Annotated in this window: 11 protein-coding genes and 2 rRNA genes; 8 read left to right on the top strand and 5 right to left on the bottom strand. The window is 38.1% G+C overall.

What is annotated here, in order from left to right; translation table 11 throughout:
* Positions 1-329: 329 nt before the first annotated feature.
* Together AB1282_RS02315 and AB1282_RS02310 are read right to left on the bottom strand one after the other, a co-directional pair.
* Entirely contained in the window at positions 330-4,721 is a 4,392-nt protein-coding gene (locus AB1282_RS02315) for a glutamate synthase-related protein (protein ID WP_429898342.1), read from the bottom strand.
* 95 nt (positions 4,722-4,816) lie between these two features.
* On the bottom strand, positions 4,817-6,118 hold the full coding sequence (locus AB1282_RS02310; protein ID WP_056468354.1) for a glutamate-1-semialdehyde 2,1-aminomutase: 1,302 nt from the start codon (positions 6,116-6,118) through the stop codon (positions 4,817-4,819).
* A gap of 272 nt (positions 6,119-6,390) precedes the next feature.
* On the opposite strand from AB1282_RS02310, the gene AB1282_RS02305 reads away from it, so the two are divergent.
* The 6 genes from AB1282_RS02305 to AB1282_RS02280 all read left to right on the top strand — a co-directional run bounded on the left by AB1282_RS02305 (position 6,391) and on the right by AB1282_RS02280 (position 10,694).
* Positions 6,391-7,404 (top strand): ABC transporter ATP-binding protein, encoded by a 1,014-nt coding sequence (locus AB1282_RS02305; protein ID WP_056468357.1) that lies wholly within the window; start codon positions 6,391-6,393, stop codon positions 7,402-7,404.
* Positions 7,397-8,188, top strand: coding sequence for an ABC transporter permease (locus AB1282_RS02300; protein WP_429898341.1), 792 nt, complete (start codon positions 7,397-7,399; stop codon positions 8,186-8,188). Before AB1282_RS02305 ends, AB1282_RS02300 begins: the two co-directional genes overlap by 8 nt.
* 3 nt (positions 8,189-8,191) lie before the next feature.
* Positions 8,192-8,977 (top strand): ABC transporter permease, encoded by a 786-nt coding sequence (locus tag AB1282_RS02295; protein ID WP_056468363.1) that lies wholly within the window; start codon positions 8,192-8,194, stop codon positions 8,975-8,977.
* Positions 8,978-9,029: 52 nt separating this feature from the next.
* Positions 9,030-9,437: a potassium channel family protein gene (locus AB1282_RS02290; RefSeq protein WP_056468366.1), complete on the top strand. Its 408-nt coding sequence runs from the start codon at positions 9,030-9,032 to the stop codon at positions 9,435-9,437.
* Between the two features lie 23 nt (positions 9,438-9,460).
* Positions 9,461-9,925 (top strand): thioredoxin-dependent thiol peroxidase, encoded by a 465-nt coding sequence (gene bcp / locus AB1282_RS02285; protein WP_056468369.1) that lies wholly within the window; start codon positions 9,461-9,463, stop codon positions 9,923-9,925.
* A 331-nt stretch (positions 9,926-10,256) separates the two neighbouring features.
* Positions 10,257-10,694 (top strand): Fur family transcriptional regulator, encoded by a 438-nt coding sequence (locus AB1282_RS02280; RefSeq protein WP_025672070.1) that lies wholly within the window; start codon positions 10,257-10,259, stop codon positions 10,692-10,694.
* Between the two features lie 41 nt (positions 10,695-10,735).
* On the opposite strand, the gene AB1282_RS02275 is transcribed toward AB1282_RS02280, so the two are convergent.
* The 3 genes from AB1282_RS02275 to AB1282_RS02265 all read right to left on the bottom strand — a co-directional run bounded on the left by AB1282_RS02275 (position 10,736) and on the right by AB1282_RS02265 (position 11,968).
* Positions 10,736-11,095 (bottom strand): YgzB family protein, encoded by a 360-nt coding sequence (locus tag AB1282_RS02275; RefSeq protein WP_091023209.1) that lies wholly within the window; start codon positions 11,093-11,095, stop codon positions 10,736-10,738.
* A gap of 147 nt (positions 11,096-11,242) precedes the next feature.
* Positions 11,243-11,701: a TIGR02206 family membrane protein gene (locus AB1282_RS02270; RefSeq protein ID WP_082459390.1), complete on the bottom strand. Its 459-nt coding sequence runs from the start codon at positions 11,699-11,701 to the stop codon at positions 11,243-11,245.
* Between the two features lie 6 nt (positions 11,702-11,707).
* Positions 11,708-11,968: a YwaF family protein gene (locus tag AB1282_RS02265; RefSeq protein WP_082459391.1), complete on the bottom strand. Its 261-nt coding sequence runs from the start codon at positions 11,966-11,968 to the stop codon at positions 11,708-11,710.
* Positions 11,969-12,384: 416 nt separating this feature from the next.
* On the opposite strand from AB1282_RS02265, the gene AB1282_RS02260 reads away from it, so the two are divergent.
* Together AB1282_RS02260 and AB1282_RS02255 are read left to right on the top strand one after the other, a co-directional pair.
* Positions 12,385-13,934 (top strand): 16S ribosomal RNA (locus AB1282_RS02260).
* 152 nt (positions 13,935-14,086) lie between these two features.
* Positions 14,087-17,024, top strand: a 23S ribosomal RNA gene (locus AB1282_RS02255).
* Together the 16S and 23S rRNA genes form the textbook arrangement of a ribosomal RNA operon.
* The last annotated feature ends 43 nt before the right edge of the window (positions 17,025-17,067 follow it).

Below are 17,067 nucleotides of genomic sequence, written 5' to 3'. Positions count from 1 at the left end.
GTCTAGCTTAAAGCTTGTAATGAAATATGAACGTTTAACTATATTACTACTAAACTACTATTTATTACATCGAGTGTTTTTCAAAATTTCTTCAATTAAAAGTAACTTTTATTTTTTTCTCATGTAACATCTTGTAACTATACAATGAACTACACGCATTATCAATACAAATTTATAAGAAATTTTGTTAATTATATGACTGGGGAAAAAGATTAAATTATTAGTTAAATTAAAAGATTTTGAACTTAAAAATGAAAGGGCTTTACTATTAAATAAGGTGGTAGAACTGTGAAAAAAGAAGCGAAATTTTTCGCTTCTTTTTTATAAAATCATTCAGTTGAAACAGACGGATCCGCTTGTTCTTTTTTAGGTTTAATTTGTAAGAAGTTTTGTTCAATATCGTCTAATAAACTTTGAACAAATACAGCTTCGTCATGTTGATTATACTGATTTAAAAGTGATATATATTTCACTAACAATTCATTTAGATCGTTTTTACCAGTTTCATCGACCGGTACAATACTTACACTTGCACCTTTTGCGATTCGATTTTGGTAAGCATCTTTAGTAAGACCTAATTCAGATGAGTTTCGAACGTAAATTACTCCGCCAGTCATACCTGCACACATCCATGGACCTGGATCTCCTAGAACAACTGCACGACCACCAGTCATATATTCAAAAGCAAATCCGTTTATATTTGCTTTTGCACCAAGACGAGTTTTCTGTGTTATAGGTTGACTAGATTGATTATGGCCACCAATTACTACATCGGCTCCTGATAAACGAATGCCTGCTCGTGAATCAGCGTTACCTTGAATAAAGAATTGTCCTTTTTGTGCTCCATATGCAAAGCATTTTCCGACCGAACCACCAAAGTATTGACCGTTAGCACCTAAAGCTTTACTAATAAAAATCGTTCCACCAAAAGCAGTTTTCGCTACACCATCTTGAGCTCCGCCTTGAACGAATACAGAATAATCTTCCACTGTATAAGTTCCTAAGCCATTTCCAGGAATAGATTGGTCCTCGAAGCTAATCTCGACAGGGGAAGCTACACCTTGCGTTTGTTTTTTTACTACTAGGTCATGGATTAATAAGCTGCCGGCATGTCGATATTCATTGTCAACCTTTGCATAAACTCCAACGTCATTACTTTGAAGTACTTTAGCAGATTCTCCATTCGAAAGTACATATTCTTTAGCCTCAATTTTATTAGTAGATAATAAATTAGTTAAACTTAGCGTATCTAAAAATCTTGTTTGTTTTAGGAATTTAGTTTTACCAACAAGCTCTTGAGCATTTTTTACTCCTAATGAACCGACAATCACTTGTAATTCATCTTTGAATGCAGTGAAGAATTGAACTAAGTTTGTTACAGCTGTTTCAAGTTGTCTAGGTGTGAATTTTCGTAAACCGTGATGCATTGCTTCTATTTCTGATTCGATTTGTGTTGCAATACCAACGTGGCATGTATCTAAATGACAACCACGACATGTCGTACAACCGATTGCAATCATTGATAAAGTTCCAAATCCGATTCGGTTTGCACCTAAAATCATCATTTTTACTACATCATTTACGCTTTTCATTCCGCCATCTGCCCAAATTTCGACAGAGTTACGTAAACCAGATTCTAGTAGTGCATTATGAGCTGCACGAACACCTATTTCAACTGGTAAGCCTACATTTTGAATTGCATGAACACGGGCAGCTCCAGTTCCACCATCAAAACCACTAATATTTATAAAGTTTGCACCCGCTTTTGCAATACCAACAGCAATTGTGCCGATATTAGGAACAACAGGGACTTTTACAGCAACTTTTGCTTTAGGGTTAACAGCTTTAATTTCACTAATCATTTGAGCTAAATCTTCAATCGAATAAATATCATGATTATTTGAAGGTGAAATTAAATCAGAACCAAGTGTTGCATTTCTCGTTTCCGCAATTTTTTGTGTAACTTTTGAAGCGGGTAAATGACCACCTTCACCAGGTTTTGCACCTTGACCGATTTTAATTTCAATTAAGTTAGAAGAGTGAAGTAAATTAGCATTAACTCCGAATCGGCCCGAAGCGATTTGCTGCCCACGAGTGTTTGGATATTTTCCAATCATATCTTGGATTTCTCCACCTTCACCATTTAAGCTAATCATATTTAGTCGATTAGCGCCTTCAGCATATGCTCTGAAAGCAACTTCATTTTGAGATCCAAATGACATAGAACTAATAATAAATGGTAGTGAGTGAGTACCTATTTCTAATGAAACCTGTCTTGAATCAACTGGTTTACTGCTCTCAACTAAAGAAAGCGCATGACGTACTGTAGTTGGTCTTTCTTCTTCGATTTGATTTAATTTTTGACGGTATGTTTCATAACTACCAGTTTGTGCTGTTTCTCCAATAGCTTTCCAAATTCGAGGGAATACATGGAAAGATTTTGGCATTACTGCGTTATTTGCGTTGTAATCTTCAGAACGTTTTTTCGAATCAGCCTCTAACAATTTGAATCCAGAAACTGTTTGATCACCGAAGAAATTAATTATACCTAAAGACGAAGAGATATCTTCTTGTAATCCAATGCTACTGAACATTTTTGCATAACCTCGTAGTTCATGCATACCTATTGTTGAAATAACTTTTTCGATTCCTTTATTTAAAACATCATAAAGTTTTACTATTTTTTCAGGAGCTTCCAATTCTGAAATTGTTCCAAAAAGGAAATGTGGATTAATTGCATCTGCTCCTAAACCTTTCATTACCATTAAATCGTGAAGATTACGGACTGCAGCTGTCTTCAAGACAATCGAACAGTTTCTTCTTAACCTAGCATTCACAAGTCCATTATGGATTATCGCTGTAATAAGAGCCGGATCGATCCAGTATTGATTATTTTTATGAGCTTCATCATCGGTAATAACAATACATTCTGCACCATTTTTTACAGCTTCTATTGCTTCGTATTTATATTGAGACAAAGTTTCTTCTAAAGGTAAATTAGAAAATGTACTTTGAATTGTATAAAGTTTATTTTCTAATTGATATAGATTTAGAATTTCTTCATACGAAATTTGTTGACGACTAGCTTTTAGCGTATTTCCTACAAAACCATCACCTAATATCGGAGAAGGGAGTTGTAGTACAATACCTGAATCTTTCTTTGTAATAGATGGCCTTTTTCCTAATATGACAGAAATAGAGAAATGCTCTGTTTCACGATCTCGATCGATTGCAGGGTTCGTTACTACGGCAACTGTTTCTTTCATAAAGTCAGAAAGATTTTTTCTAGCTTCATCTAAACATGCTAGTGGTGCGTCATGCCCTAATGAACGAATAGGTTCTGCACCTTTTTCTGCCATTTGTTCAACTAATTGGATTTGTTCCTTTTGCCATCCAAAAGCTCCATATTCAAACGGATGAATTGAAGGAGGTGAGTGTTCAACGTAATCAGCTGAATTTGCTTCTTTATTTGCTAGATTCATCGTTAATTTTTCGTTTAGTTTCGTTGTAACGAAATGTGATAATTCACGGTGTGTTAATAGTTGAGCACGGTCTTTTAGTAAATTAATACCGATTTTTTCTCCGGGCGAAAGGGCATGTGGCTCAGATATAAATAATTCTGGAGAAAGGATGCCTTGCTCAGATGAAAATACATAATAATCATTTGTTTCAAGTAACCAAACAGGTCGTAATCCTAAGGCGTCCACACTAGCAACAAATTCATTTCCTTCCCTTGTAAGTACACCTGCAGGACCTTGACAATATGGACCGAATGTACTTCGAATCGTATTGTAAATGGAGTTTACTTCTTGATCTGATTCATATTCTGCAGGTACAGGCGGGAATAATAATTCCATTGCTTCTTTCAAAGAGTAGTTATATTTATGAATAAGTGTTTCGAGTGTTATATTTACATCTTGTGAATCACTATTTCCATGCTTAATATTTGCGCCAATTTGTTTTGCTTCAATTCTTAATTGTTCAATTGTATTAATTTCTCCATTATGTGCTAGCATGCTAAATGGTTGAACTCTTGAAAACGAAGAAGATGTGTTTGTTGAGTAGCGATTATGACCTACTACAACGGATGATTGAAAATTAGAATCTTGTAAATCAGAATAGTATGACAATAAAGTATCGATTGTTCCCATTACTTTATAAACGCAAGTTGATTGGCTGAGAGAGACAACAGTCACATTTGTTTTTTTGCTAATAATATTTGTTAAATCAAATAAAGTTGTGCTTTGGTGATTTTTAATTGGAAGTAATGCTACTTGTAAAAACTCAGGCTCTACTGCTTGAGCGATTGGACCAAGTGCTGAAGTAAAGGTTTGATTACAACTATGATATAAGGTTTCATAACCATTATCTTCAAAAATTTGGAGTAAAGTTTGTATTTCAGATTTTTCATCTAAAAAGAAATGTCCAACTGTAAAAGAAGGGTGTGTAACAACTTCTGGACTAATTCCTACAGATGTAAGTTTTTCTTGCCAGAGTAGAGTAGGGATGTCAGTCTGAATTCCTACACCATCACCTTCACCGTTCGTAAATCCCGCTCGATGATTCATCTTTCGTAAACTTTCAGCAGCAATATCGATCGTTTCTCTTGTTTGAGTTATAGAACGATTGATAAAGGCAACGATTCCACATGCATCATGTTCGTTATTGTAATAATCTCTAAATAAACCTGGTGACCATTCTGTTTTTGTTTGAAATTTCATTTAACTACCTCCTATTTTATGGTAAAAAGATTGATTATTCAGAATTAACTATGTATGAATAGAGGTCACTTCAAGTTGTAGTGACCTCAGATATATCATAGTTTAATCGTAGATAATTTTAGGAACGCGTTTCCAACAGCGTTAATTGTTTGGTGAACATCTTGTTCAGTATGAGCTGTTGTTAAGAACCAAGCTTCATATTTTGATGGTGCTAGATTAATACCTTCTTCTAATAGAAGTTTAAAGAATCTCCCGAAAACTTCTCCATCGGATTCTTTTGCTTCTTCATAATTCGTTACTTCGTCAACATTGAAATAAACTGTTAATGCACCTTTTAAGCGGTTGATTTTTATATGGATGTTATGCTCATCAGCTTTTTCTTGAATACCTTTTTCAAGAATGGCACCTAGTCGATCTAATTCTTCATAGACACCTTCTTGTTGTAATACTTCAAGACATGCAATACCAGCTGCAATTGATGCTGGATTACCTGCCATAGTACCAGCTTGATATGCAGGACCAAGTGGGGCAACAGTTTCCATAATTTCTTTCTTACCACCATAAGCTCCGATCGGTAATCCACCGCCTATAATCTTTCCAAGAGCTGTTAAGTCTGGTTCAATTCCTAATAAATTTTGAGCTCCACCATACATAAATCTGAAGGCAGTTATTACTTCATCATAAATGACTAATGCACCATGATTGTGCGTAATTTCATTTACAGCTTCTAGGAATCCTTCTTTCGGTTCAACGATTCCGAAGTTACCGACGATTGGCTCAACAAGTACACCAGCTACTTCATGACCCCATTTTTCCATTGTTTCTGCATATGCTGTGGTGTCATTAAATGGAACTGTAATAACTTCATTAGCTATACTTTGTGGAACACCAGCAGAATCAGGTGTACCAAGAGTAGATGGTCCAGAGCCTGCAGCAACTAGTACTAAATCCGAATGACCGTGATAACATCCAGCAAATTTAACGATTTTAGTACGACCAGTGTATGCTCTCGCTACACGAATAGTTGTCATTACGGACTCAGTACCTGAATTTGTAAATCTGACTTTATCCATACTAGGAATCGCTTCTTTTAGCATTTTGGCAAATTGTACTTCAAGTTCATGAGGAGCACCGTAAAGGACCCCATTTTCTGCTGCATTTGTAATTGCAGCTGTAATATGTGGGTGAGCGTGGCCAGTTATAATAGGACCGTATGCTGCTAAATAATCTATATATTGATTGCCATCAACATCCCAAAAATATGCGCCTTTTGCACGCTTCATTGTGACAGGAGCTCCGCCACCAACTGCTTTAAACGATCTTGAAGGACTGTTTACGCCTCCAACGATGTGTTCTAAAGCTTCATTATGTATTTCAATTGACTTTTGATTATTCATGGAGTACCTCCCATTATTGATAAAAAAATGAAAGAATTTAACCGGCATCTTTACATTATTTATGTGGTTAAATTACATTCTAGCACGAAATTTTAGCGCGTGGTAAATGTAAGCCTTTACAAGTTAAAAAGAAATTTGAACATTTTGTAGAATCTATATTTTTCACAAAAATAGTCCGAAAAAATTGGTAACTACGTTTTAGTACTTTTTTATTGTACTTAGTTCGTATTTCAAATACACTAAGCGACGGAATAAAAAATGGAGGAAGTCTTATGGAAAACATAATCGAAGTTCAAAACTTACACAAAGAATTTAAAACTTTCTTGAGTCGCTCTGGTGTAAAAGGTGCATTTAGAGATTTGTTTACAAGAAACTATAGAACAAAAACAGCCGTTAATCATATAAACTTTTCTGTAAAAAAAGGTGAAATGATGGCTTATATCGGGGAGAATGGTGCAGGGAAGTCGACTACAATTAAAATGTTGACGGGAATACTAACACCTACTTCTGGTGATGTAACAGTTAATGGATACCACCCTCAAAAAGATCGAGAGCGTTTTGTTAAATCAATTGGTGTTGTATTTGGGCAAAGATCTCAATTATGGTGGGATATTGCTGTACAAGAATCATTTCGCTTACTAAAAAAAGTTTATCAAATACCAGATAAACAATATGAAGAACATATGGGTTATATCATTAAGACTTTGGATATCGAACCTTTATTAGACCAACCTGTAAGAAAGCTATCTTTAGGTCAAAGAATGAGATGTGAATTAGCAGCTGCTTTAATTCATAATCCACCTTTATTATTTTTAGATGAGCCGACAATTGGATTAGATGTATTAGTAAAATTAAAAATTCGCGAGTTTTTAAAAGAGTTAAACCAAAAATATGGGACAACAATTCTTTTAACAACCCATGATATTTCTGATATTGAGGCACTATGTGATCGAGTAGTTATGTTAGATGAAGGAAAAATCATTTATGATGGAAAACTTGAACAGTTAAAGGGTCAATGGGGCGAAGAGAAAGAAATTCAATTCCAGTTTATTAAGCCTGTCAATCATAATACATTAAACGAATTAATCGGACGAACTGATGTCAAATGGAAGGAAGAAGAAGGCGAAAATATTTGGAGTGTTACATTACCGAATGATGAAACACTTATTTCTATGATTATCGCAAAAGTAGTTCAATCAAATCCTGTTAAAGATATGAAGATGTTAGAGATTTCTACAGAAGAAATTATACGAAACATCTACCAAGAAGGTATTAGTAATGAGTAAGTATATTGAAATCATTCGAATTCGTTTTTTAATGATGTTAGCGTATCGTACCAATTATTACACTGGGATTGTTATTTATACGATTAATATAGGTGCTTATTTCTTTTTATGGAAAGCAATCTATGGTCACCAAGGATCTATTCAAGGTGTTTCAGTAAACCAGATGACTACTTATGTTGCGATTGCTTGGATGGCAAGGGCGTTTTATTTTAATAATCTAGACCGTGAAATTGCTGAAGAAATCGTAGAGGGTAAAGTAGCAATAGAACTTATTAGACCTTATAACTATTTACTTACTAAAGTGATGCAAGGGTTAGGTGAGGGGATTTTCAGATTCTTTTTCTTTTCAATTCCAGGCTTTATTATAGTTGCTTTAATTTTTCGTTTAGATGTTTCATTTAATTTAAAAACTTTAGGTTTATTTTTAATTGCTTCGATTTTCAGTTTTACAATTAATACACAATTAAATTTATTAACAGGGTTAATGGCATTCTTCCTTCAAAATAATATGGGATTTATTCAAGCTAAACGTGTCATTATTGATTTGTTTTCAGGTTTAACGATTCCAATCACGTTCTTTCCGGTTTGGGCACAAGATGTAATGAAGTACTTACCATTTCAAGGAATCAGCTATATTCCTAGTATGATTTTTGCTCAAGGCATAAAAGGTGAATTAATTTTAAGAGGCCTTTTATTTCAAGTAATTTGGATTATTATTTTATGTATCCCTATTACTCTTATATGGTATAAAGCTAAAAAGCATCTTGTTATACAAGGAGGTTAAAGAATGTTTTATTTAAATATATTTCTTCAATATTCAGGTCAATATTTAAAAACGAAATTACAATATAGAGCAAATTTCTTTTTATCATTTTTATCAGATTTGATGGCTCAGGCTGTAAATTTAATTTTTATATTATTAGTTTTTAATCATACTTCACTTATTGAAGGATGGAATCGAGATGAAATTGTATTCATTTATGGTTTCTTTTTAGTTCCGTTTGCTCTTTTTGGTTCATTTTTTAATATATGGGATTTTAATGATCGTTACATTGTTAAGGGAGAGTTTGATCGTATTTTAACTCGACCAATTCATAGTCTTTTTCAAGTTGTATTAGAGAAAATGGAGTTAGAATCTTTACTAGGTGCTATTACTGGATTGATTATTATGCTCTATGCAGGTTTTAAATTAGGACTTTCAATCACTTGGTATGATCCATTTTTATTTCTACTAATGGCTTTTGGTGGAATGTTTGTTTATGCCGGAATCTTTATTGCTTTAGCAAGTATCGGTTTTTGGTCAGATGCAAGAACGTCGATTATGCCGTTAATGTATAATATAGGAAATTATGGTCGTTATCCGATTAATATCTATCACCCTATAATTCGCTTTGTATTAACATGGATTTTACCATTTGCATTTGTTGGTGTTTATCCAGCTGCATATTTTCTACGTAGAAGTGAATGGTATGTCTATTCATTTTTAACGCCAGTTATGGGATTAGTTGTTTTTGTAATCTCTGTGTTAATTTGGAACCAAGGTGTAAAAAAATATAAAGGTGCTGGTAACTAAGCAGTATTCTATTTCAATAGCTTGTTTCATAAATTGAAATGAGGTGATTGGAATGGGAACTGCTTTTTTCTTTTTTATTTCAATATTTGCGATTTTGTATAGTCTAGTGTATTTATGGAATACTTCAACTACTAAAGTTAATAAAAGTCTTATTTCAATTAATAATTACATTCTTTTATTTTTAATATATGGAACGGTACTTATAGGCTTTAGCGCGGTGTATTTTATATTAGAGCGAGGGCCACATCCAATTTTAATTGAGCATTCTATTCCTATTGAAGGGACTAATTACAATATAATGGGGTTATGCTTATATTTTAGCGCAATCACCCTTTTATCTGTAGGCTATGGGGATATTGTACCAGTGGGGATCGGAAGATGGGTTGCTATGGTTGAAGCTCTTATCGGATATACGATGCCAGCGGCTTTTGTTTTACAAGTATTTAAAGAAGAACGTTAATATTTATGAATAAGGAGATTATTATGACTGTTGAAATTGGAATGAAAGCACCGGAATTTACTTTACCAGCAAGTAATGGAGAAGATGTAGCTTTATCAGACTTTAAAGGTAAGAAAGTAGTTCTTTATTTTTACCCAAAGGATATGACACCAGGTTGTACTACGGAAGCTTGTGATTTTAGAGATTCATATGAAAGGTTTTTGAATAGTGGAACTGTCATTTTAGGAATAAGTCCTGATCCTATAAAAAGACATGAAAAATTTATAGAAAAGCATCAATTACCATTTTTATTACTTTCAGACGAAACAACTGAAGTTGCAAAGTTATATGATGTTTGGAAGTTAAAGAATAATTTTGGTAAGGAATATATGGGAATAGAACGTACAACATTTTTAATTGATGAAGAAGGTTGTATCGAAAATGTATGGCAAAAGGTTAGAGTAAAGAATCATGTTGAAGATGTTTTTAGTGTAATCAGTCGTTCTTAAAATTTGTACAAACTAATCTGAGTCAATTAACTTCATTTATCTTAAGTTTTTTTGAGAAAGAATCGTTTTATCTAAAATAATCGAGCTTTTCGTCTATACCTATATTACTTTAGGGAATATATTGGAGTATAGGGCATACCTCCTCAGATGATAGCATATTGAAGTGCGAGAGAATTCTCGCACATTTTTTTTGTTTTGATATATGGAATACAAACAAATGACTAATTTTTTTTAGAAATTCTCAAAAAGTTGACAAATATTCTTGCAGTTGAATAAACTAATAATAAGTAATTAATTTTGGAACTATTTTATAGAAACGGGGAGAGCGGCGTTGCATAAGGAAAATATTCAAGATGCAATTTTACATTTAAAGAATAGCGGCGTACGTATTACACCTCAGAGGCATGCAATTATAGAATATTTAATAGGAAGTGGAACACATCCAACTGCTGATGAAATCTATAAAGCACTTGAGGGAAAATTTCCAAATATGAGTGTGGCAACAGTTTACAATAATCTAAGAGTATTACGTGAAGTAGGAATGGTTAAAGAATTAAACTTCGGTGATTCTTCTAGTCGTTTTGATTATATAACAACTGATCATTATCATATTATTTGTGAAAAATGTGGTGAAATGAATGACTTTCATTACGACGGGTTAGAAGGAATCAATCTTTATGTTGAAAAGGAAACGGGATTTGAAGTAACCAATCATAGAATGGAAGTATACGGTATTTGTCCTAAATGTAAAGAAAAAACATTATCATAATAAAGCACATTACATAATTGTAATGTGCTTTATTTATTATGCTATTGTTTAGCATCTCGTTTGCTATTATATTTTTCATTAAATTCTTTACCTTCTAATGAAGGATCTAATGTAAGGGGCTCATTACAATACATACAGATGTCAACTTTACCAAGCATTTTAGTCGTTTTGTTACAATTCGGACAGATGACTTGAATTGTTTTTGTAGACAGCATTCCGATCCAAAAATAAACAACTGTACTACCAATAATCGCTAAAAATCCCACAAGCATAAAGATCGTCATGACAATCTTATGCTCTCTGAAAAATACACCACCATACATAATGATGAAGCCAATAAATAATAATGAAAGTGCAAACGTTCTTATATTATTAATTTTACTACTTTTCTTTTTTGCCACTTTGTCCACCCCATTCATTGTAAATATAGCATAAATGAGATAGGAAATGTTAGTGCTAACATGGAAAACAATTGGAACTTATTTAATGGAATGATTTTAGTTGATGAATTTTGATTTTAAGCTAAATATAGGACATTCTCATATTAATTAATTGGTAGTTTGATCGGATGTTACTTGGTTTATTTTCAGCTTTTTGTTAAAAAAATGAATCGGGAGATATAAAATCAAAAAATAGGGGATAAGAATTAAGCTTAATACAATTAAGCAATATGGCCATGGCCCAAAAAAGTCTAGCAAGTTTGCTCCGGTAGGTTTAGCTCTTAAAAATAGGTAGTTTCCTTTAATGACATAATCCAGTAAGTAAATAGGTATAGCTAATAAGATTAAATAAAGGAAGGACTTTATTAATGAACGGAGAGTCGGAGTATATCCAAAGATAAACGTCATATAACAAATAGAAATAATGATCCCTCCGTGGGTAATGAAAAATTGAATATATTTAAAATGAGGAAAGCTATATTTGATATCTGGAGTAATTACAGCTTGGATAGCCCCAGCCAATCCCCAAAAATAGATAATCTTATATATTTTATAATTTTTTGTAATGAGTGTTTAACAGCATAGATACATACTTATACCGCATAGTTGGAGAGGTAATGAATCGCCCCAATCCCACTGGTTCGTTTTAATTAACCATCCATATAATAGAAATTCAACTGTAAGCATTGAGACGATTAATAGAGTCCGAATGAATAAATCTACTTTTTTCTTATTGTTTATAAAATTTCTGAAGTTAAACAAACAGATAAGAAGTAGGAGAATGATTAATAATGTAATAATATGTTGCTTTGAAAACAAGACGAAACCATTCATTATTTACACCTCTCTCAATTCAGATAGATGATATTGAACAATTCGCTACTGTTAGGATCTTTTTCATTGTACATTTTTAAGTGTATTCAGCTTGTTTGTATTAAAGTATTCTGACTTGATATTTGTATGACCGGATCGACTTGTATTCTTTTTAGAAAAGAGTTTTCATCTTTTTTGAAAAAAACGTTTAAAAAGTGTTGACGGTAAGATTTATCGATGTTATATTATTCTATGTCGCCAAGAGATGACGGCGTCGAAAGAAAAAAGATTTTAAAAAAATGTTGACAGGCTCTACTGAGAATGTTAAGATGAAAAAGTCGCTAATGACGCGACGAAGTGAACTTTGAAAACTAAACAAAACATGAAGTAAACGTCAATTATTAGTTTTTTGAGCAATACAAGATTTAAACTTAACTTTTATGGAGAGTTTGATCCTGGCTCAGGACGAACGCTGGCGGCGTGCCTAATACATGCAAGTCGAGCGGACTAATGGGAGCTTGCTCCCGTTAGTTAGCGGCGGACGGGTGAGTAACACGTGGGCAACCTACCTGTAAGACTGGGATAACTTCGGGAAACCGGAGCTAATACCGGATGACATAAAGGAACTCCTGTTCCTTTATTGAAAGATGGCTTCGGCTATCACTTACAGATGGGCCCGCGGCGCATTAGCTAGTTGGTGAGGTAACGGCTCACCAAGGCGACGATGCGTAGCCGACCTGAGAGGGTGATCGGCCACACTGGGACTGAGACACGGCCCAGACTCCTACGGGAGGCAGCAGTAGGGAATCTTCCGCAATGGACGAAAGTCTGACGGAGCAACGCCGCGTGAGCGATGAAGGCCTTCGGGTCGTAAAGCTCTGTTGTTAGGGAAGAATAAGTGCTAGTTGAATAAGCTGGCACCTTGACGGTACCTAACCAGAAAGCCACGGCTAACTACGTGCCAGCAGCCGCGGTAATACGTAGGTGGCAAGCGTTGTCCGGAATTATTGGGCGTAAAGCGCGCGCAGGCGGTTTCTTAAGTCTGATGTGAAAGCCCCCGGCTCAACCGGGGAGGGTCATTGGAAACTGGGAAACTTGAGTGCAGAAGAGGAAAGTGGAATTCCAAGTGTAGCGGTGAAATGCGTAGAGATTTGGAGGAACACCAGTGGCGAAGGCGACTTTCTGGTCTGTAACTGACGCTGAGGCGCGAAAGCGTGGGGAGCAAACAGGATTAGATACCCTGGTAGTCCACGCTGTAAACGATGAGTGCTAAGTGTTAGAGGGTTTCCGCCCTTTAGTGCTGAAGTTAACGCATTAAGCACTCCGCCTGGGGAGTACGGTCGCAAGACTGAAACTCAAAGGAATTGACGGGGGCCCGCACAAGTGGTGGAGCATGTGGTTTAATTCGAAGCAACGCGAAGAACCTTACCAGGTCTTGACATCCTCTGACAACCCTAGAGATAGGGCTTTCCCTTCGGGGACAGAGTGACAGGTGGTGCATGGTTGTCGTCAGCTCGTGTCGTGAGATGTTGGGTTAAGTCCCGCAACGAGCGCAACCCTTGATCTTAGTTGCCAGCATTTAGTTGGGCACTCTAAGGTGACTGCCGGTGACAAACCGGAGGAAGGTGGGGATGACGTCAAATCATCATGCCCCTTATGACCTGGGCTACACACGTGCTACAATGGATAGTACAAAGGGTTGCAAGACCGCGAGGTGGAGCTAATCCCATAAAACTATTCTCAGTTCGGATTGTAGGCTGCAACTCGCCTACATGAAGCCGGAATCACTAGTAATCGCGGATCAGCATGCCGCGGTGAATACGTTCCCGGGCCTTGTACACACCGCCCGTCACACCACGAGAGTTTGTAACACCCGAAGTCGGTGGGGTAACCTTTTAGGGGCCAGCCGCCTAAGGTGGGACAGATGATTGGGGTGAAGTCGTAACAAGGTAGCCGTATCGGAAGGTGCGGCTGGATCACCTCCTTTCTATGGAGACATCATGAACCGATGGTTCATGTATGAAATGTTTCTTCATTGTTTTGTTTAGTTTTGAGAGTTCACTCTCAACTTTGTACCTTGAAAACTAGATAATGTCATTCATTAAACTGCGTAAGTTTAATTCAATTAGTTTTAAAATTAGTTAAGTTAGAAAGGGCGCACGGTGGATGCCTTGGCACTAGGAGTCGATGAAGGACGGGACTAACACCGATATGCTTCGGGGAGCTGTAAGTAAGCTTTGATCCGGAGATTTCCGAATGGGGAAACCCACTACTCGTAATGGAGTAGTATCTTTACCTGAATACATAGGGTACTGAGGACAGACCCAGGGAACTGAAACATCTAAGTACCTGGAGGAATAGAAAGCAATAGCGATTTCCTGAGTAGCGGCGAGCGAAACGGAAGATAGCCCAAACCAAGAGGCTTGCCTCTTGGGGTTGTAGGACACTCTATACGGAGTTACAAAGGAACGGGGTAAATGAAGCGACCTGGAAAGGTCCGTCAAAGAAGGTAAAAACCCTGTAGTTGAAACCTCGTTCCCTCTTGAGTGGATCCTGAGTACGGCGGAACACGTGAAATTCCGTCGGAATCTGGGAGGACCATCTCCCAAGGCTAAATACTACCTAGTGACCGATAGTGAACCAGTACCGTGAGGGAAAGGTGAAAAGCACCCCGGAAGGGGAGTGAAAGAGAACCTGAAACCGTGTGCTTACAAATAGTCAGAGCTCGTTAACGAGTGATGGCGTGCCTTTTGTAGAATGAACCGGCGAGTTACGATCCCGTGCAAGGTTAAGTTGAAGAGACGGAGCCGCAGCGAAAGCGAGTCTGAATAGGGCGATATAGTACGTGGTCGTAGACCCGAAACCGAGTGATCTACCCATGTCCAGGATGAAGTTCAGGTAACACTGAATGGAGGTCCGAACCCACGCACGTTGAAAAGTGCGGGGATGAGGTGTGGGTAGCGGAGAAATTCCAATCGAACTCGGAGATAGCTGGTTCTCCCCGAAATAGCTTTAGGGCTAGCCTTATGTGTTAGAGTCTTGGAGGTAGAGCACTGATTGGACTAGGGGCCCCCAACGGGTTACCGAATTCAGTCAAACTCCGAATGCCAATGACTTATCCATAGGAGTCAGACTACGAGTGATAAGATCCGTGGTCAAGAGGGAAACAGCCCAGACCGCCAGCTAAGGTCCCAAAGTATACGTTAAGTGGAAAAGGATGTGGAGTTGCTTAGACAACCAGGATGTTGGCTTAGAAGCAGCCACCATTTAAAGAGTGCGTAATAGCTCACTGGTCGAGTGACTCTGCGCCGAAAATGTAACGGGGCTAAACGTATCACCGAAGCTGCGGATTGATACCGTATGGTATCAGTGGTAGGGGAGCGTTCTAAGGGCGTTGAAGCTAGATCGTAAGGACTGGTGGAGCGCTTAGAAGTGAGAATGCCGGTATGAGTAGCGAAAGACGGGTGAGAATCCCGTCCACCGTATGCCTAAGGTTTCCTGGGGAAGGCTCGTCCTCCCAGGGTTAGTCAGGACCTAAGCCGAGGCCGAAAGGCGTAGGCGATGGACAACAGGTTGATATTCCTGTACCACCTCATTTCCGTTTGAGCGATGGAGGGACGCAGAAAGATAGGGTAAGCGCGCTGCTGGATATGCGCGTCCAAGCAATTAGGCTGATGTGTAGGCAAATCCGCACATCATAAGGCTGAGTTGTGATGGCGAGGGAAATATAGTACCGAAGTTCCTGATTCTACGCTGCCAAGAAAAGCTTCTAGCGAGGAAATAGGTGCCTGTACCGCAAACCGACACAGGTAGGCGAGGAGAGAATCCTAAGGTGAGCGAGAGAACTATGGTTAAGGAACTCGGCAAAATGACCCCGTAACTTCGGGAGAAGGGGTGCTCTTTTGGGTGTATGCCCGGGAGAGCCGCAGTGAAAAGGCCCAAGCGACTGTTTAGCAAAAACACAGGTCTCTGCGAAGCCGCAAGGCGAAGTATAGGGGCTGACGCCTGCCCGGTGCTGGAAGGTTAAGAGGAGGGGTTATCCCTTACGGGAGAAGCTCTGAATTGAAGCCCCAGTAAACGGCGGCCGTAACTATAACGGTCCTAAGGTAGCGAAATTCCTTGTCGGGTAAGTTCCGACCCGCACGAAAGGCGTAACGATTTGGGCACTGTCTCAACCATAGACTCGGTGAAATTATAGTACCTGTGAAGATGCAGGTTACCCGCGACAGGACGGAAAGACCCCGTGGAGCTTTACTGCAGCTTGATATTGAATTTTGGTACAGCTTGTACAGGATAGGTAGGAGCCTGAGAAGCCGGAGCGCTAGCTTCGGTGGAGGCGTCGGTGGGATACTACCCTGGCTGTATTGAAATTCTAACCTAGAGCCGTTATCCGGCTCGGAGACAGTGTCAGGTGGGCAGTTTGACTGGGGCGGTCGCCTCCTAAAGAGTAACGGAGGCGCCCAAAGGTTCCCTCAGAATGGTTGGAAATCATTCGAAGAGTGTAAAGGCATAAGGGAGCTTGACTGCGAGACCTACAAGTCGAGCAGGGACGAAAGTCGGGCTTAGTGATCCGGTGGTTCCGCATGGAAGGGCCATCGCTCAACGGATAAAAGCTACCCCGGGGATAACAGGCTTATCTCCCCCAAGAGTCCACATCGACGGGGAGGTTTGGCACCTCGATGTCGGCTCATCGCATCCTGGGGCTGTAGTCGGTCCCAAGGGTTGGGCTGTTCGCCCATTAAAGCGGTACGCGAGCTGGGTTCAGAACGTCGTGAGACAGTTCGGTCCCTATCCGTCGTGGGCGCAGGAAATTTGAGAGGATCTGTCCTTAGTACGAGAGGACCGGGATGGACACACCGCTGGTGTACCAGTTGTTCTGCCAAGAGCATGGCTGGGTAGCTATGTGTGGAAGGGATAAGTGCTGAAAGCATCTAAGCATGAAGCCCCCCTCAAGATGAGATTTCCCATAGCGTTAAGCTAGTAAGACCCCTGAGAGACGATCAGGTTGATAGGTCAGAGGTGGAAGCGTGGTGACACGTGGAGCTGACTGATACTAATCGGTCGAGGACTTAACTAACAAGTTTGATAATGACATTATCTAGTTTTGAAGGTACAAAAAT

The organism is Gottfriedia sp. S16(2024) (assembly GCF_050473765.1).
GTDB lineage: Bacteria > Bacillota > Bacilli > Bacillales > Bacillaceae_G > Gottfriedia.
This window is presented reverse-complemented; position numbering and strand designations above follow the sequence as displayed.